This is a genomic window from Tepidiphilus sp. HLB4 (genome assembly GCF_054823945.1).
Map to the genome: position 1 here is coordinate 36,953 of NZ_JSYB01000094.1, position 17,663 is coordinate 54,615.

General features: G+C 67.9%; 15 protein-coding genes. 3 read left to right on the top strand and 12 right to left on the bottom strand.

Annotated elements, in window-relative coordinates; genetic code table 11:
• Window positions 1-2 precede the first annotated feature (2 nt).
• Genes OA56_RS10870 through OA56_RS10895 form a run of 6 tightly spaced genes read right to left on the bottom strand, consistent with a single transcriptional unit; the run spans window position 3 to window position 8,031 of the window.
• Window positions 3-2,159 (bottom strand): 3'-5' exonuclease, encoded by a 2,157-nt coding sequence (locus tag OA56_RS10870; RefSeq protein WP_461585270.1) that lies wholly within the window; start codon window positions 2,157-2,159, stop codon window positions 3-5.
• Window positions 2,159-2,542 carry a response regulator transcription factor gene (locus tag OA56_RS10875; RefSeq protein ID WP_461585272.1) on the bottom strand — a complete coding sequence of 128 codons (384 nt, stop codon included), beginning with the start codon at window positions 2,540-2,542 and terminating at the stop codon, window positions 2,159-2,161. The genes OA56_RS10870 and OA56_RS10875 overlap by 1 nt, the downstream gene beginning before the upstream one ends.
• Entirely contained in the window at window positions 2,514-5,309 is a 2,796-nt protein-coding gene (locus OA56_RS10880; RefSeq protein WP_461585274.1) for an ATP-binding protein, read from the bottom strand. Before OA56_RS10880 ends, OA56_RS10875 begins: the two co-directional genes overlap by 29 nt.
• Window positions 5,296-5,496: a hypothetical protein gene (locus tag OA56_RS10885; RefSeq protein WP_461585276.1), complete on the bottom strand. Its 201-nt coding sequence runs from the start codon at window positions 5,494-5,496 to the stop codon at window positions 5,296-5,298. Before OA56_RS10885 ends, OA56_RS10880 begins: the two co-directional genes overlap by 14 nt.
• Window positions 5,497-5,522: 26 nt before the next feature.
• The gene (locus tag OA56_RS10890) at window positions 5,523-6,968 is read right to left on the bottom strand and encodes a beta-barrel assembly-enhancing protease (RefSeq protein WP_461585278.1); all 1,446 of its coding nucleotides are present in this window, start codon (window positions 6,966-6,968) and stop codon (window positions 5,523-5,525) included.
• A 31-nt stretch (window positions 6,969-6,999) separates the two neighbouring features.
• The gene (locus OA56_RS10895) at window positions 7,000-8,031 is read right to left on the bottom strand and encodes an NAD-dependent epimerase (RefSeq protein WP_461585280.1); all 1,032 of its coding nucleotides are present in this window, start codon (window positions 8,029-8,031) and stop codon (window positions 7,000-7,002) included.
• Window positions 8,032-8,110: 79 nt separating this feature from the next.
• On the opposite strand from OA56_RS10895, the gene aat reads away from it, so the two are divergent.
• From aat to OA56_RS10910, 3 genes are read left to right on the top strand one after another with little or no spacing between them, the layout of a single operon-like run.
• Complete coding sequence (gene aat / locus OA56_RS10900; protein ID WP_461585282.1) at window positions 8,111-8,842, top strand: leucyl/phenylalanyl-tRNA--protein transferase; 732 nt, start codon at window positions 8,111-8,113, stop codon at window positions 8,840-8,842.
• Complete coding sequence (locus OA56_RS10905; RefSeq protein ID WP_055423681.1) at window positions 8,839-9,588, top strand: arginyltransferase; 750 nt, start codon at window positions 8,839-8,841, stop codon at window positions 9,586-9,588. Before aat ends, OA56_RS10905 begins: the two co-directional genes overlap by 4 nt.
• The gene (locus OA56_RS10910; RefSeq protein ID WP_461585317.1) at window positions 9,588-10,634 is read left to right on the top strand and encodes a quinone-dependent dihydroorotate dehydrogenase; all 1,047 of its coding nucleotides are present in this window, start codon (window positions 9,588-9,590) and stop codon (window positions 10,632-10,634) included. Before OA56_RS10905 ends, OA56_RS10910 begins: the two co-directional genes overlap by 1 nt.
• Here the strand turns inward: OA56_RS10910 and motD are convergent.
• The 6 genes from motD to flhA form a co-directional block, all read right to left on the bottom strand.
• Window positions 10,576-11,454: a flagellar motor protein MotD gene (gene motD / locus OA56_RS10915; RefSeq protein WP_461585285.1), complete on the bottom strand. Its 879-nt coding sequence runs from the start codon at window positions 11,452-11,454 to the stop codon at window positions 10,576-10,578. The two genes, OA56_RS10910 and motD, sit on opposite strands and share 59 nt — an antisense overlap.
• Before the next feature lie 13 nt (window positions 11,455-11,467).
• A complete protein-coding gene (locus OA56_RS10920) occupies window positions 11,468-12,244 on the bottom strand; it encodes a flagellar motor protein (RefSeq protein WP_055423679.1) in 777 nt (258 codons plus the stop codon).
• Window positions 12,244-13,050, bottom strand: a complete 807-nt coding sequence (locus OA56_RS10925; RefSeq protein WP_461585287.1) for an RNA polymerase sigma factor FliA — start codon at window positions 13,048-13,050, stop codon at window positions 12,244-12,246. Before OA56_RS10925 ends, OA56_RS10920 begins: the two co-directional genes overlap by 1 nt.
• A gap of 116 nt (window positions 13,051-13,166) precedes the next feature.
• Window positions 13,167-13,952 (bottom strand): MinD/ParA family ATP-binding protein, encoded by a 786-nt coding sequence (locus OA56_RS10930; RefSeq protein WP_461585289.1) that lies wholly within the window; start codon window positions 13,950-13,952, stop codon window positions 13,167-13,169.
• 14 nt (window positions 13,953-13,966) lie between these two features.
• Window positions 13,967-15,415: a flagellar biosynthesis protein FlhF gene (gene flhF / locus OA56_RS10935; protein WP_055423676.1), complete on the bottom strand. Its 1,449-nt coding sequence runs from the start codon at window positions 15,413-15,415 to the stop codon at window positions 13,967-13,969.
• 133 nt (window positions 15,416-15,548) lie between these two features.
• Entirely contained in the window at window positions 15,549-17,660 is a 2,112-nt protein-coding gene (gene flhA, locus OA56_RS10940) for a flagellar biosynthesis protein FlhA (protein WP_055423675.1), read from the bottom strand.
• Between the last annotated feature and the right edge of the window lie 3 nt (window positions 17,661-17,663).

Consider the following 17,663-nt stretch of genomic DNA (forward strand, 5'->3'; position numbering starts at 1 on the left):
ACTCAATAACGCAGGCGCGCGTAGTAGGTCTGCTGCGACGCCTCCCGCGCCTGGCGCAGAGTGATCACGCCTTTCTCGGCAAGGAGCGGAATCATCTTGAGGAAGATCTCCGCCGTCACCAGCGCATCGCCCAGCGCCGTGTGCCGGCCGAAGACCCTCACCCCGAAATAGAGCGCCAACGCTTCCAGCGAATGCTCCTGGTTCGGCAGGAGAAAGGCGGCCAAGAGCAGCGTGTCGAGCACGGGCTGATCGAAGCGGATGCCGAGCTTTTCCTCCTTGAGCTGGAGAAAACGCATGTCGAAAGCGGCGTTGTGCGCCACGAGCACGGTATCGTGGGCAAAGCGATGGAAGGCCGGCAGCACCTCCGCGATCGTCGGCTGCCCTTCCAGCATCTCGGGCGTGATGTGATGCACGGCAATGGAGGCCGGATCGAGGGGACGACGCGGGTCGATGAGCTGCTCGAAGGATTCGTGCTTCAGCAGCCGGCCGTTGACGATGCGGGTGGCGCCGATCTGGATGATTTCGTCGCCGCCGGCCGGGTCGAGCCCGGTGGTTTCGGTATCGAACACGGTGTAGCTCAGCTCGGCGAGGGGACGGTCTTCGAGCGCACCTGCCTTGTCCGACCAGGCGAAGAGATCGAAATCGTAGAATTCCGGCCGCCCCTCCTCCAAAGGGGGCATGGTGGGCACCGCCGCCGGCGGGAGGCGAACGGACTGCTTGCGCGGCAGGGCCAGGCGCACGAAGGCGCGATGGCGCGCTTTCTCGCGATCGAACCACATGGCCGCGCCGTGGCGCTCGAGCACCTCACGCAGGGTGAGCGGCGAGCGCGTCCCGCCCAGTCCCAGGGGTTCCAGCTCCCAACCGGTGACGATCTCGTTGCTGAGGCTGCCGCCCGACCACATCAGGTCGAGATAGACCAGGCGCTCGTCGCCCGACAGGCGCAGGCGCAGCGTGCGCACGCCGTAATCCTCCACCAGACGCCCGGCGAGGAAGGCGAGCGCCTGCAACAGCGAGAAATGATCGGCGTCGAACCACAGCTCCTCGTCGAGGATCTCGAGCTTGAGCGCGACCTCGAGCCGGCGCTGCAGATAGGCCGCCGCCGCGCGCACCAGATCGGCGCCGCGCATCGGCTCGAGCGGCCAGCGCGCACGCAGCGCGTCGGCGAAAGCGCGCGAGGCCGCCTCCAGGCGTTCGCTCACTGCCTCGACCTCGCGGGCGATGACGGCGTGGAAACGCGCGCGCATCGCCTCGTCCACGTCGGGCAGGTGCAGCATCTCGGCGGCGAGCCGGATGTTGGCAATGGCCGCGCGGTTGCCCTCGGTGAGTTCGAAGAGCAGCTCGTTGCGCGCGGCTTCGCGCTCGATCTGCTCGGTGACGTCTTCCAACATCAACACGTAGCCGCTGATCTCCTCTCCCGCCGCCTCCCCGGCGATCGGCGAGACGCGCACCCGGATGAGCGAGCCGGCCGGGGTCGCCGTCACCACCTGCAGCTGCGGATGCGCCTCGCCCCCTCCTCGCCGGGCCTCGAGCGCATCGAAGACGTAGGCCACCAGGTCGGGATCGAGCAGCGCGTGGATCGAGCGCCCCAGCCCGATCCAGCCGCTCGCCGCCGTGGCCGAGGTGCCGAAGGCCCGCTCTAGCCGCCGCGCCGCCTCGTTGTAGAGGATGATCCTCCCCTCGGCGTTGCACACGATCACCGCCTCGGCCAGTTGCGCCATCAGCGCGGCCAGACGGTTGCGCTCCTCTTCGACGGCGCGGCGCGCCTCGCTGACCCGCGCATCGAGCTCGGCGAGCAAGCGGTCGCGGTCATCGGCGAGTCGGTTGATCGCCTGGGCAAGCGCCACCACCTCGCGGGGCCCCTCTTCCGGCACGCGAAAACCGGGGTTGGCGCGGCGCAGCACGTCCAGGCCCTCGGCCATGCGCAGCAGCCCTTGGACATAATGGCGAAAAAGCCGGCCGAGCAACGCGATGCCCACGGCAAAGCCGGCCAGCGTCGTCAACACCCCCAACGGCAACCAGCGGTCGGCGAGCAGATGTAAGGCGGAGCGCGTCTCGGCGGGCGTGTCGGCCCAGATCATGACTGCCGTGAGCACGAAGGGGCCGGTCATCAGGGCGGCAAGCACCGCCACCGCCAGGGCGAAACGCCAGCGCGCCTGCATCAAGCCGCTCCCGGTGTCGACGCGAGCAAACGCTCCACGCGCTCGAGCAACTCGCGCGTGGCAAACGGCTTGGTGAGATAATCATCGGCCCCCTGCGCCAACCCCTTGGCGCGGTCGATGTCACGCCCCTTGGCGGTGAGGAGTACGATCTTGCACCCCGCGTAGCGCGGATCCTGGCGCAGCAGATGGCATACCTCGTAACCGTCTTTCTTCGGCATCATCACGTCGAGCAGGATGAGATCGGGCGAGAAGCGCTCGGCCTGCGCCAGCGCCTCGTCGCCATCGCGCGCCAGCGCCACGGCATAACCGGCCCGGCGCAGCAGGAATTCGAGCGAGATGAGAATGTTCTCCTCGTCATCGACCACCAGGATCTTCTTCGTCATCGTGTCTCCCCCCATCCTTGTGTGCGGCGCCTACGGCAAGCGGCAGGGTGAAAGTGAATCTCGCCCCCTTGCCAGGCGTCGATTCGACCCAGATGCGTCCGCCCATATGTTCGACGATGCGCTTGCAGATGGCCAACCCCAACCCCGTACCCGGCGGTTTCGCCGCCCCTTGCGTCGCCTGACGAAAGCGCTCGAAGACGTGAGGAAGAAATTCCGGCGAGATTCCCGGGCCATTGTCGGCGATGTGCACCGCGACTTCCCCTTCCCCCTGTCGGTCGGCCTGGATTTCGATTATACCCGCGCCTTCCGGCACGAATTTGAGGGCGTTGTTGAGCAGATTGAGAATCACCTGGACGACCCGGTCGCGGTCCGCCCAAACCGGTGGCAACCCCGGCGCGACCGATACCTCCAGTCGCACCCCTTTCTCCGTGGCCAGAGGTAGGATCGCCTCGATCGCCTCCTGGAGCAGATGACCCACCTCGAGCGCCTCGGGATGCCACTGTCCATGCCCGGATTCCAGCTTGGCCAGATCCAGCACCTGGTTGACCAGCCGCGTCAGGCGTTCGCATTCGCGCACGATGATGCGGTAGAAGCGCAGCCGGTCGTCGCGCGGCAAATCGGGATCCTCGGCCAGGATCTCGGCCAGTGCCCGGATCGAGGTCAGCGGCGTGCGCAGCTCGTGCGTCACCGCCGAAATGAACTCGTCCTTGAGACGATCGAGTTCGGTGAGTTTCTCGTTGGCTTCCTGCAGCCGGCGCGTCGCCTCTTCGAGCGCGCGCGACTTCTCCTCCAGCATCCGCGAATAGGTCCGGATCTGGTTCGCCTCGTCGAGCACGTGCATCACGTCATCGAAGCTGGGCGAAGACTCCTCGAGCAGCGTCTCCAGCACCAGCCGCGCCGCCGCGCCGCCGATCGCTCCGGCGAGCATCGTCTCGGCGAAACGCACGAAGGCGGCGTCGACCTCCAACGCTTCGAGCGAAGCAAGGCCGCGCCCGCGCGCGTAGCCAACCAGCAACTCGCGGGTTCTCGCCTCGCCAAGAAAACGCGCCATCACCTCGGCCACGGCTGCCGCATCCACCCGCCCGCGCCAGGCGCCGCCGGATCCGGCGGCGGCATCGACGCGCACGAAACGCCGCGCCCATTGCGCTTGCTCCCCGCGCGGCGAAAAGATGAGTGAGACGAGCACATAGACGAGCGTATTGAGCCCCAGGCTCCAGACCACACTGGCAGTCAGCGGCGCCATTCCCTGCACGCCGAAGAGGCGCTCTGGCTGCAACCAGGCGATCCCCCACGGTCCGGCTTCCACCCAGTGCGCCTCGAACCAGCCGGATTTGGCCAGCGACGGCAGCATCAAGCTATAGCTCCATACGAGCATGCCAGTGACGATCCCAGCAGCGGCCCCCATGCGCGACCCCCCAGCCCAGAACAGCCCACCGAGTGCCGCCGGCGCGAGTTGCGCCACCGCCGCGAAACTGATGAGGCCGATCGAGACCAGCGCGAACGACTCGCCCGTGAGGCGGTAATATCCATAGCCACAGGCGAGCACCGCCGCGATCACCACTCGTCGCACCCACAGCAGCGTACCGGCGATCTCCGCATGCCCCAGCGCCGCCACCTGGCGGCGACGCACCCACCACGGCGCCACCCAATCGTTGCAGATCATGGTTGCCACTGCCACGCTCTCGACGATCACCATGCTGGTGGCCGCCGAGATGCCGCCCACGAACACCAGCAAGGCAAGCAGCAATTGCCCTTGGGCTAGCGGCAACGCCAAGACATACGTATCCGGATCGAGCCGACTGTCGCCGAAGAAGAGCCGCCCCGCCAGCGCCACCGGCAGGACGAAGAGATTGATCAGCACGAGATAGGCGGGAAACTGCCACGCCGCCCGCTCGACGTGCCCTTCGCGCACGTTCTCCACCACCATCACCTGGAACTGACGCGGCAGCAACAAGAAGGCGAGCCCGGCGAGCACGATCATCACCGCCCAGTCACCGTAATTCAGCCCATCGACGGCATCGATCGGTGGGACGGCCGTGCCGAATCTCGCCTGCGCCGCCTCGACGATCGCGGCCGGACCGGAAAAGACGATGAAGGTGACCCACGCGCCGAGCAACAGAAAGGCTCCCAGTTTGACCACCGACTCGAAAGCGATCGCCGCCACCAAGCCTTCGTGCCGCTCGGTCACGTCGAGATGGCGTGTGCCAAAGAGCGCAGCGAACACGATCAGCACCGCCGCCACCCACAGGCTGCGATCGGCCCACCACCCCGGCACGGGTACAACCGGGACACCGGTGAGCACATCGAAGGCGAACGAAATCGCCTTCAGCTGCAAAGCGACATAAGGCACCACGCCGACGAAGACGAAGAGCGAGACGAAGCGCCCCAACCCCGCCGCCCGGCCGTAGCGCGTGGCGATGAAATCGGACACCGAGGTGATGCGCCACTGCTTGGCCACCCGCACCATGCGCCGCACCACGACGGCGGCAAGCAGCATCACCAGCGTCGGCCCCAGATAGATGGGTAGAAACCACAGACCACCGCTCGCCGCCCGGCCGACGCTGCCGAAATAGGTCCAGGCGGTGCAATAGACGGCGATCGATAGCGCATATACCCAACCGGCATCGATCCATGACCGTCCGAGCCGGGCCTGCCGGTCGGCGCGATAGGCCACGGCGAAGAGAAGGAAGAGATAGCCGAAGGCGACGGCAGCCGCGAGCCAGGCAGGCAAGGGCTGCCAGGAGGAGGCGCTCTCAGCGCCGGGCATCGTCGCGCTCCGCGCGGTGATAGAGAAAGAAGGCCAACACCACTGCGACCGACCACACGAGGAAGACGTAGACCGCCTGGGCCGTGCCGCCCAGCACTTCAGCCACTGCGGCCGCGGCCGGATAACCGAGGAGCGCCGCAACGATCGCCGTCAGAACGACGGACCAGGTACGCCGGTCGCGAACCATATTTCCCTCCCCTTGTCACGATCGCCTCAGCGCATTGACCTGCTCCCCTCGCGCTTGCGCTGGCGCACCTCGTCCTTGAGCGCCCGGATCTTCGCATCCAGCTCCGCCTCCCAATAATAATCCCCACGCCGGGCTCGGCGTGCCTGCTCGAACTGGTCGATGGCCGCTTCCAAGCGATCGTCGAGCACGAAGCTCTCACCCTGCGCCCGATGCACCCAGGCCTCGTCCCCCTTGGCCGCGGCCACCTTGCCCAGCGCCTGCCAATAACGCCGTTCGTCCTTGTCACGGTCGACGGCTTCGCGCGCGAGCCGTTCGGCCCGCTCCGTCTGCCCCAGGCGCAAGGCCACGTCGATTGCCTCGAGGCGCGGCGCCACCGCCTCGGGCGCGCGTTGCATGGCCCGTTCGAGCTTCGCCAGGGCTTCCGGCAGACGTCCCTCGGCGGTGAGCACCTCCGCTTCCAGCAGGTCGCGCCAATGCTCGTCGGGCCAGCCTTTGGCGTACTGATCGAAGGCCGCGCGGGCACGCTTGACGTCGTTGGCGCGCAAGGCCGCACGCACCCGGGCCATCTGGCGGTCGATCCCGGTGGCGCTGCCGTCGAACACCCGCGTCAAGGCCTCGGACGGGGTGCCGTTCATCGCCATGAGTTTTGCCCGCACCGCCGAAAAGCCGAGCGAATCGAGCCGCGGGCGCAGGGAATACTTGAAATTCGGCGAGGAAATGCGGTTTTCCAGATCCGAGATCCGGTCGGTCGTCAGCGGGTGCGTGCGCATATACACCGGCGCGTTGTTCTCGTAGAGGCGGCTTTCGCGCAGCAGCCGACCGAAGAAGCGCGGCGCGGCGCTCGGATCGAACCCCGCCTTGGCGAGGATATCGAGCCCGGTGCGATCGGCGTCGTGCTCGAATTCGCGCGAGAACCCGAGCTGCTGCTGCACGGCGAAGGCCTGCCCCCCTACCGCCGCGGCCTCCGAGACCTGTGAGCCGCTGCGCGCGGCGAGGATCGCCAGGATCATCGAGCCGAGCATCACCGCGCTCGTCGTTTTCTGCTTGTCGATGAGCTGCGCGATGTGACGATGGATCACGTGCCCCATCTCGTGGGAGAGCACCGCTGCGAGCTCCGATTCGCTCTCGGCGGTGAGAATGAGGCCGCTGTGCACGCCGATGTAGCCGCCGGGCAGCGCGAAGGCGTTGATGGTCGGATCGCGCAGCACGAAGAAGCGGTAGCGGCGGAACGGCTGGTCGGAAGCCTCGGCGAGCTTGCGCCCCACGGCGTTGAGGTAATCTTCGAGTTCGGGATCGTCGATGTAGCTGGGCTCGCGCTCGCGCACCTGCACCATCACCATGCGGCCGACGTCCTCTTCCTCCTGCGTACTGAAGGCATCGGTGGCCACCGCGCCCAGGTCGGGCAGCTGGTAGGCCCAACCCTGGGCGGTGAAGGCGGCAAGCGAGAAGGAGAGAAGGAGGCGGCGCCACATGCCGCCTATGATAGCGAAAAAGGCAGGGAGTTCACTCCCGCCCATAATAGTCGAGATACCACGCCACGAACTTCCTGATGCCCTCGCGCACGCTGGTCTTGGGGCGGTAGCCCACAGCTACCTCCAGCTCGCTCGTGTCGGCGTAGGTGTCGGGCACGTCGCCCGGCTGCAGGGGAAGGTACTCGCGTTTGGCCTTTTTGCCGAGCGCCTCTTCGAGCGCCTCGACGTAGTCGATGAGCGGCACCGGACGGCTCGCCCCGATGTTGTAGATGCGCCAGGGGGCGCGGCTCGACTGGGGGTCGGGCGCATCGCCCGACCAGTTCGGGTCGGGTTCGGCCGGCTTGGCGGCGAGCCGCAGCACCCCTTCGACGATGTCCTCGACGTAGGTGAAGTCGCGCGTGTGCCGCCCCTCGTTGAAGAGCGGGATGGGCTCGCCGGCGAGGATCTTGCGCGTGAAGATGAAGAGCGCCATGTCCGGCCGTCCCCAGGGGCCGTAGACGGTGAAGAACCGCACCCCCGTCGTCGGAATGCCGAAGAGATGGCTATAGGCGTGCGCCATCAGTTCGTTGGCGCGCTTGGTGGCGGCATAGAATTGCAGCGGATGGTCGGCCGGCTGGTGTTCGGAAAAGGGCAGCCGGGTGTTGGCACCATACACGCTCGAGGTGCTCGCATAGACGAGGTGCGGGTGCGGGTCGGCGGCGCGGCAGCATTCCAATACATTGACGAAGGCGTCGATGTTGCTGCGCACGTAGGCGCGCGGGTTCTCCAGCGAGTAGCGCACGCCCGCCTGGGCGGCCAGATGGATGACCGCGTCGAACCGGTGCGCGGCGAAGCAGGTTTCCAGCACTTCGCGCTCGGCCAGATCCGCCCGGTAGAACGTGTAAGGCGTGCCGGTACGCGCGGCCGTGGCTTCGAGCTCGCGCAGCCGCGCGTCCTTGAGCGCCGGATCGTAGTAGTCGTTTACGACGTCGATGCCGACCACGCCCACGCCCCGTTCGAGCAGGGTGCGCGCCGTGTGAAAACCGATGAAGCCGGCGTTGCCGGTGACGAGGTAGGTGGGCATGGGAGCATCGTTTCCGTCGTTGCGATCCACGAAATTATAAGGTAATCTCATTTTCATCCTCGCCGTTTCGTGCGATTCCATGATCCCCTGGCTCGATCCACGCTTCCCTCCGCGTTTCCCTCCGCCGCAGCAGGCGCTGCCCGAACCCAACGGCCTGCTCGCCGCCGGCGGCAGCCTTGCGCCTTCCTGGCTGCTGGAAGCCTACCGGCAAGGGATCTTCCCCTGGTTCGCGGAAGGGCAGCCCATCCTCTGGTGGAGCCCGGCGCCGCGCCTGGTGCTCGAACCGCAGCGGCTACGGGTGCGCCGTTCGCTGCGCAAGGTGCTGCGCCACCGCGGTTTCGTCACCACGCTGGACGTGGACTTTCCGGCGGTGATCGCCAACTGCGCCCGGCTGCGCTCCGAAGGGACCTGGATCACGCCGGAGATGATAGACGCCTACGTCCGGCTGCACGAGCTCGGTCACGCGCATAGCATCGAGACCTGGCACGAAGGCCGCCTCGTGGGGGGACTCTACGGCGTCGCCCTGGGAGGGGTTTTCTTCGGCGAGTCGATGTTCCACCTCGTACTGGATGCCTCCAAGGTGGCGCTGGTGCGCCTGTGCGCCGAATGCCGTGCGCGCGGCATCGCCCTCATCGACTGCCAGATGAGCACGCCGCACCTTCGCTCGCTGGGAGCCGAGGAGATCCCGCGCGAGGAATTCCTCGCCCGCCTTGCCCGGCTCGTGCCCGAGCGTCCTGAGCCGCAGCACTGGCAGGGGGAGATGCCAGCCGCCGCGCTCGCCGAGGAAAAATCAGGAGGAGCTTGCGCATGAGACACGTCACCCCGCCGGAGATCCTGCGGTTCTACCCTTCCCAGCCCTACCCTTGTCCCTATCTGCCCGAGCGCACGGCGCGCTCCTGCGTGGCCACGCCGGCGCACCTGGTCGATGCCGCCACCTACAGCCGCCTGGTGCGCGAAGGGTTCCGGCGCAGTGGCCATTTCTCCTACGGCATGATCTGCACCCAGTGCGAAGCCTGCGTGTCGGTGCGCGTGCCGGCGGCGCGCTTTCAGCCGGACCGCTCCCAGCGCCGTACCTGGCAGCGCTGGGCCGGCAAGCTCAGCGCCGCCGAGCAGCCGCTCGTCTTCATTCCCGAGCACTTCCGGCTCTACCGCCGCTACGTGATGGCGCGCCACGACGAAGCCGACGAAGACGCCTCGCCCGAGAATTACGAGCAGTTCCTGCTGACCTCGCACATCGACACGCGTCTGGTCGAATTCCGCGACCCCGAAGGGCGGGTGGTGATCGTGAGCCTCGTCGACGTGCTCGACGACGGGCTTTCCTGCGTCTATACCTTCTATGATCCCGACGATCCCCGGGCGGGGTTCGGCACCTGGTCGATCCTATGGCACATCGCCCAGGCCCAGGCGAGCGGTATGCCCTATGTCTATCTCGGCTACTGGATTGCCCGCTCGCGCAAAATGGCGTATAAAGCGCGCTTCCGCCCGCTCGAAGGCTACTGGCGGGGCCGCTGGCTGCCCTTCGAGCGCATCGAACCGCTGTTTCGGACCCTGCCATGATCCCCTACTGCCTCGCCCGGCCGGCGCTCTTCGCCCTCGATCCGGAGACCGCCCACGACCTGACGATCCGCGCCTTTGCCACCCTGGGGCGGATGCTGCCCCCACCAGAGCCGCCACGCCGCGCCCCGATCACCCTCATGGGGCTGGAATTTCCCAACCGCGTCGGGCTCGCCGCCGGACTGGACAAGAACGGCGAGGCGATCGACGGTCTGGCGCGACTAGGCTTCGGGTTCATCGAGGTGGGCACCGTCACGCCGCGGCCGCAGCCGGGCAACCCCAAACCGCGGCTCTTCCGCCTGCCGCAAGCGCGTGCGCTCATCAACCGCATGGGGTTCAACAACGACGGCGTGGATGCCCTGGTCGAGCGGGCGCGCGCCCGCCGCTGGCGCGGCATCCTCGGCATCAACCTCGGCAAGAACGCCGACACGCCCATCGAGCGCGCCCTCGACGATTACCTCCTGGGGCTGCGCCGCGTGTGGACCACGGCCGACTACGTGACGATCAACGTCTCCTCACCCAACACGCGCGCCCTGCGCGAACTGCAGCGCGGCGACTCGCTCGATGCCTTGCTCGCAGGGCTGCGCGAAGAAGCCGAGCGGCTTGCGGCGAGCCAGGGCAAGCGCACGCCGCTCGTGCTCAAGATCGCCCCCGACCTGGAAGAATCCGAGCTCGACCTCATCGCCGAGAAAGTGCTCGCATACCGCATCGACGGCGTGATCGCCACCAACACCACGGTCTCGCGCGAGGGGGTGGCGCAGCTGCCGCATGGCCAGGAAACGGGAGGGCTCTCGGGCGAGCCGCTGCGCGAGCGCGCCACCGCCGTGCTCGCGGCGCTCGCCCAGCGCCTGCAGGGGCGGGTGCCGCTCATTGCCGCCGGCGGCATCCTCTCAGGCGAAGATGCGCGCGCCAAGCTGCGCGCCGGCGCGTCCCTCGTTCAGCTCTACACCGGGCTCATCTACCGCGGCCCGGCGCTGGTGGAGGAATGCCTCAAGGCGACGGAGGAAGAATGCTGCCGATCGACCCACTCGGCGGGGCAGCCTGGCTAGTCGGTGCGGCCGCATTCGCGCCGCTCACGGGAACGCGCGACTCCAGGCGGATGGTGACGCGCCGGTTCTTCTGCCGCCCCTCTTCGGTGGAATTGTCGGCGATGGGACGCTGGTCGGCGTAGCCCACGGCCGCCAGGCGCGAAGGGGCCACGCCTTCCTGGATGAAGAGCTGCACCACCGCCGCCGCGCGCGCCGCCGAGAGCTCCCAGTTGGAAGCGTAGCGCGCGCCGGGACGCAGGGGAACGTTGTCCGTGTGCCCCTCCACCCAGATGGGCGCATCGCCCGTGAAGGCGAGCACGCGCGCCATCTGCCGCAGCGCGGCGATCGCCATCGGCCCGAGCGTGGCCTCGCCGCTGGGAAAGAGGATGCCGGCGTCCATCTCCACCGTCACCCCGAAGGCACCGTCGTTGATCGAGACCTTTCCGGCCTCGATGAGGGGAGAGAGCGCCGAGCGCAGCGCCGTCGCCGTCTGGGCCGTGGTCTGGAGCACCTGACGCACCTGCTCCTCCCCTTCGCGGGGACCTCCTTCCCCCTCGCTCTTGCGCTCGGGCGCCGCGCGGCGCTGCACCGCCAGGGGCAAGCCCTGCACCACCGAAGGCACGACGGTGTCCTTCCCCTCCTGCACCTGGGGCGTGACCAGACCGGCGCGGAACGCCTGGCTCAAGGATTCGGAAATGACGCGGTATTTGCCCTCGTTGGCCGACGTCAGGGCGTACATGACGACGAAGAAGGCAAAGAGCAGCGTGATGAAGTCGGCGTAGCTCACCAGCCAGCGCTCCAGGTTCTCGTGCTCTTCTTCCTTTTTGCCGCGCCGCGCCATGGCACGTCCTCCTTCAGGATTTTTCTTCGGACGGCGCTTCCTCGCCACTTTCGGCGAGATAGGACTGCATGCGGCTCTCGATCAGGCGCGGGTTGTCCCCCTGGGCCACGCCGACGAGGCCATCGACCAGCATCTGCCGCTGGATGACGATGGAACGGATGTAGGTGGTGAGTTTCTTCGAGATAGGGATGAAGATGAGGTTGGCCGAACCCACGCCGTAGATGGTGGCGACGAAGGCCACGGCAATCCCCGCCCCGAGGCGGGCAGGATCGGCGAGGTTCTCCATGACGTGGATGAGCCCCATCACGGCGCCGAGAATGCCGATCGTCGGCGAATAGCCTCCGGCCGATTCCCACACTTTCGCCCGCAGCTTCATCTGCTCCTCGCTCATGTCGATCTCGGTCTCGAGCACCTCCCGCATCCGCGTCGGCTCGATGCCGTCGACGAGCAGCTGCAGCCCTTTCTGCACGAAGGGATCGGCCTCGGCGGCGATGCGCGCTTCCAGCGCGAGCAGACCGTCACGCCGGGCGGTGCGCCCCCAATCGACCACCTTGCCGATCAGTTCCTGGGGGTTGGACGCCGGCGGACGGAAAATCCAGGCCAGCATCTTCACCGCACCGACGAAGACACGCAGCGGCGTTTGCAGCAGCACCGCCCCCGTCGTGCCGCCGATGACGATCAGAAACGCCGTGGGCTGCAGCAGCGAGGAGAGATTCCCCCCTTCGAGGAACTGGCCGACGACGATGGCCGACAAACCAAGGGCGAGGCCGATGAGGCTGGTGACATCCATCAGCGCCCCGTCTCACCGGCAGGCGCCTCGCCGCAGGTCGGCGCATTCTTGGGCGGGCGCCCGCGCCGTCCTCTCGGCAGATGGCCTTCTTCCCCGCCAAGCAGGCGCGCGCGCATGCGCAGGATCGCCTGAGTGTGCAGCTGGGAGACGCGCGACTCGCTCACCCCCAGCACGGCGCCGATCTCCTTGAAATTGAGCTCGTGCTCATAGTAGAGTGAGAGTACCAGTTTCTCTTTCTCCGGCAGACTCTCGATGGTGCGAACGAGCTGGGCGCGCAGCTCGGCCGACTCGGTGAGATCCTGCGGACCGGGTTCGTCGTCGCCCAGATGCCGTTCCAGGAAATCCTCGCCGTCTTCCGGCTCCCGCATCAGATCGTCGAAGTAGAGGATCTGGTGCCCCTTGGCCTGGGAAAGCAGCCGTTGATAGGCTTCCAGGTCCAGGCCCAGCGCCTCGGCCACCTCCCCTTCCGTCGGATGACGGCCGAGGGATTGCTCGAGCGCCGCAATGGCCTCCTCGACGCGGCGCATCTCCTTGCGCACCTGGCGCGGCACCCAGTCGGTCTCGCGCAGGGCATCGATCATCGCCCCGCGAATGCGGGCAAGCGCATACGTCTCGAATTCGGCGCGATCGTCGTCGCGGTAGCGCTCGATCGCCTCGATCAGACCCATCATGCCGCACTGGATGAGATCGTCGAGCCCCACGTTGGGCGGCAGGCGGCTCACGAGGCGCAGGGCGAGGCGCTTCACCATCGGCGCATACGCCTGGACCAACGCCGCCACGTCCGGTTTCCCCGTCTCGTCCACCATCCACGCGATCCTAGGTTTCGACGGATTGCGCGCTACCGCGCCGCGCACCAGCCCCGCCCATAAAGGGGATTTTCCCTCAGCCCGGATTTTTTTGCCAGGGGGGGGAAGGGTGGAAGTCAGCATGATCGCGTCCTTGCCTTCGCACGACCAACTTCCGTCGGCGGCCACCCCTTGGGCAAGGCCATTCCTCCATCGTCCCCCGTCATCGCCTGCCAGGTCGCGGCATCGAGCGCTTCGAGCCGGCACCACCCGGCCAAGCGCAGGGACACCTTACGCCACCACACCCCCTGCAGTTCGCGCACGAAGGTCTCCGCCTCGGCCGCATCTCGTCCGCCCACCGTCACCACGCCCAGGCGAGAGCGCCCGTGCAGGGCGGCATCCTGCGCCCGGGCCAGCGACTCGCGCACGCCATCGGCCGACAGTTCTGCGAGCACCACGGCGCTCGGGGCGCTCGTGAGAAAAGGCGAGGCATCGGCCGTCTCGCCGCGACCGGCGTGCACCAGCACCGTCTCGAAGGGGCGCAGCAAGGTCTGGAACAGGCGCAGGAGGCGCTCGCGCCGCATCTCGTCGAGCAGCGGCAAGGCGAGCGCCGCCGCCTTGACGTTCAAATAGCTCACGCCGCCGGGCAGCGCCACGATGAGACGGATCGCCCGCTCGGTCGAGCCCAGGGCGCTCAGCAGATCGGCGGTGCGGCCGGCACCCGCCGCCTCGGGCAAGGTGGGGCTGGAGACCGCCTCGTCGACCACGAGCACCGGGCCGCTCGAACGCGCGAGCCGCCGCGCGAGCCGCATCGTATGATCCGCCCACCCATTGCCGGCAGGAAACACCGCGCACACGGCGGGTGGGCGCTGCCGGAACAGGCGCCGCAGGGTTCCTGCCTGGTCTCCAAGCATCTCACGCATGATGTTCTCCTTGCTCACGCTCCGACCGCCGCCGCCAGCCACAGCGCCGCCTCGTCGGTGGCCATCGTCACCCGTTCGGCCCCTGCGCCGCGAAAGGCCCGCTGCAGCAGCCAGGCGCGGTTGGGCAAATGCAGATCCTCCGGCACGCGCTGCCCATTGGCGACGTAGTGCACACGCAGCCGGTGCCGGATCGCCACGTCCAGCGCCGCAGCGATGGTGGCCGCTTCATCGACCTTGGTGAAAATGCAGCCAGCGAGCCCTTCGCCGCCGAAGGCGCGGGCGACGTCCTCGAGCGTATCGCCGCGGCTGGTGGCGTTGAGGCACACGAGCCGGCGCACCGGCCCCGCGCCCATGAGCATGGCCACCTGCTCGGACACCGCCTTGTCGCGCTGACTCATGCCGATGGTGTCGATGAGCACCATGTGCCGGCCGCGCAGCTCGCTGAGCGTGGCCCGCAAATCGTTCGCGTCGCGCGCGGCGAACACCGGCACGCCCAGGATACGCCCATAGATGCGCAGCTGCTCGTGGGCGCCGATGCGGTAGCCGTCGGTGGTGATGAGCGCCACCCGAGCCGCGCCGTGGCGTACCACGCAGCGGGCGGCGATCTTGGCGGTAGTGGTGGTCTTGCCCACGCCCGTCGGGCCGACGATGGCGTAGACGCCGCCGCGGTCGATCAGGTCGTCGTCGCTGCCCACCACCTCCAGCCGCGCGCCGAGCCGCGCCATGGCCGCCTCGCGCGCTGCGTCCCAGTCCTCGGTCGCCTCAATGCGGTCGCACACCTCGCGCGCGAGCGCCGGCGAGAACCCCGCTTCCAGCATCTCACCGAGCAGCCGCGCGCGGGCCGGGGCCTTGCGCACCGCCTCGTTCCAGGCGAATCCGGCCAGCTGCCGCTCGATCATTTCCTGGATCTTGCCCAGTTGCCGCGCGAGCAGGACGTTTTGCTCCTGCAGCGCCTCGATGCGCGCCTCCACCGCCGGCGCAGACGGCGGCGCCACGCTCGCCGCGCCGAACCAGCCCGGTTCGCGCAGAGGCTCCGGTGCCGGCGGCTCCTTGCGCGCCGCTTCCATCGCCCGACGGATGCGCTCGGCCTCTTCCTCTTCCTTGCGCACGACGTATTCCGGCGTTTCCATGCGCGGTGGCGCGAACGGCTTGATCTCGGGGGCGCTGCGCCGCTGCGGACCGCGCGAGGAGAGCGTCACCACCGGCTCCTCCTCGGAGGAAGCGGCCTGGGCATAGGCGGCCGCGGCGCGATGGCCCCCTTTTGCCGGTTCCGGAGGACGCGCCGCCGCAGGGGCGGACGAACCGCCGGGCAGCGCCCCCACCGCCTCGGCGGGCAGCGCCAGGATCTCGACTCCCCCTTCGACGGGGCGGTTTGCCAGAACGATCGCATCCGCCCCCAGTTCCTGCTTGAGCTGGCGCAATGCCTCCCGTGCCGTCGGTGCGAAATACCGTTTGACATCCATCTGGCTGCTCCCCGATCCGCGGGCCGTCCGGTCGGCCCCTCGATCCCATTATCGGGTGAATGCCCCTTTTGCCGTCGCATGAAAAAAGCGGGGTAAACCCCGCTTTTCTCCGAGCGCCCGTCTTCTGCCGACCTCACCCCGCAGGCGAGCCGATCATCTCCACGATCTCGATGGAGCGCTCCTCGGGCATCTCGCTGGTGGAGATCACGCGCAGACTCGGTACCGAACGGCGCAAGAAACGCGCGAGCAGCCAGCGCAGCTGCGGCGGCACGAGCAGGATGGGCGCCTGCCCCTGCTGCTCCAGACGCTGCGCCGCCGCGCCGGTCTGACGCAGCAAGGCATCGGCCAGCCCCGGTTCGATCGCCCCGGGCTTGCCGCCGCCCGCGCCCACCGCCTGCATCAGGATGCGCTCGAGCGCCGGATCGAGCATCAGTACCGGCACCTTGCCGCTGCCGGGGGCGAGCGACTGTACGATGGCGCGTCCCAGGGCTTCGCGCACCCGGCTGGTGAGCTCGATCGGATCCTGCGTCTTCGGCGCCCACTCGGCGAGCGTCTCGAGGACGGTGCGCATGTCGCGAATCGCCACCCCCTCTTCCAGCAGATATTGCAGCACCTTCTGCACCGTGGTCACTGGCACCACCGTGGGCACCAGATCCTCGACGAGCTTGGGCGACTCCTTTTTGATGCGATCGAGCAGCGCCTGCGTCTCCTCGCGACCCAGCAATTCGGCCGCGTGCTCGACCAGCACCTGGTTGAGGTGCGTGGCGATGACCGTGGCGGCATCGACCACCGTATAGCCCAGCGCGTGCGCCCGCTCACGCAGCGCGGCGTCGATCCACTGCGCCGGCAGGCCGAAGGCCGGATCCGTGCCGGGGCGCCCCTCGATGGTGCCGAGCACCTGCCCCGGATTGATCGCCAGATATTGCCCTGGATAAACCTCGCCGCTGCCGATCTCCACCCCCTTGAGCAGGATACGGTAGGCGTTGGGCCGCAGCTCGAGGTTGTCGCGAATGTGTACCGGCGCCGGCAGAAAACCCACTTCCTGGGCAAAGCGCTTGCGCAAGCCCCGGATCCGCTTCAGGAGCTCGCCGCCCTGCGATTGATCGACGAGCGGAATCAGGCGGTAGCCCACCTCCAGGCCCAAGACATCCACCGGCTGCACGTCGTCCCAGCTCGCCTCCACCACCTCTTCCTTCGGCGGGGGCGGCGCCGCCGCGGCCGCCGCCGGCGCCGCCGTCTCTTCGCGCTCCTGCGCCCAACGCTTCCAGGCAAGCCACCCCAGGCCGCCGCCGATGAGCAGGAAGACGAAGTTCGGCATCCCCGGGATCATGCCCAGCAGCACGAGGATGCCCGAGGAGAGCGCCAGCACCCGCGGGTTGGTGAACACCTGCTGGATCATGAGATCGCCCAGATCCATCGACTCCTCGCCCACCCGGGCCACCACCATGCCCGAGGCGATCGACACCATGAGCGCCGGGATCTGCGCCACCAGACCGTCGCCGATCGTCAGGATCACGTAGGAGTCGATCGCACGCGACAGATCCATGCCGTGTCCGGCCACGCCGACGATGAGCCCGCCGATGATGTTGATGAGCAGGATGAGGATGCCGGCCACCGCGTCGCCGCGCACGAATTTCGACGCACCGTCCATCGCGCCGTAGAAATCCGCCTCCTGCGCGATCTCCTTGCGCCGGCGCCGCGCCTCCGCCTCGTCGATGAGGCCGGCGTTCAGATCCGCGTCGATCGCCATCTGCTTGCCGGGCATCGCGTCGAGCGTGAAGCGCGCGCTCACCTCGGCGATGCGTCCCGCGCCCTTGGTGATCACCACGAAGTTGATGATCACCAGGATCACGAACACCACGATGCCGATGGCCATGTTGCCGCCAACGAGGAAATGCCCGAAGGACTCGATCACCCGCCCGGCCGCATCCGGCCCCGTGTGACCGTGCAACAGCACCACCCGGGTCGAAGCCACGTTCAGCGACAGGCGCAACAAGGTGGTGACCAAGAGCACCGTCGGGAAGACCGAAAAATCCAACGGGCGCACGGTGTACATCGCCACCAGCAGCACCACCACCGACATGGCGATGTTGAAGGTGAAGAAGAGATCGAGCGCGAAGGGCGGCAGCGGCAGCACCATCATCGCCAGCACGGCGAAGATGAACACCGGCGCGGCCAGCAGCCGCAGCTTCGCCGGCACGAACCACGTCCGCCAATCGATCAAGGCCCGCTCACCTGCTGCCATCGC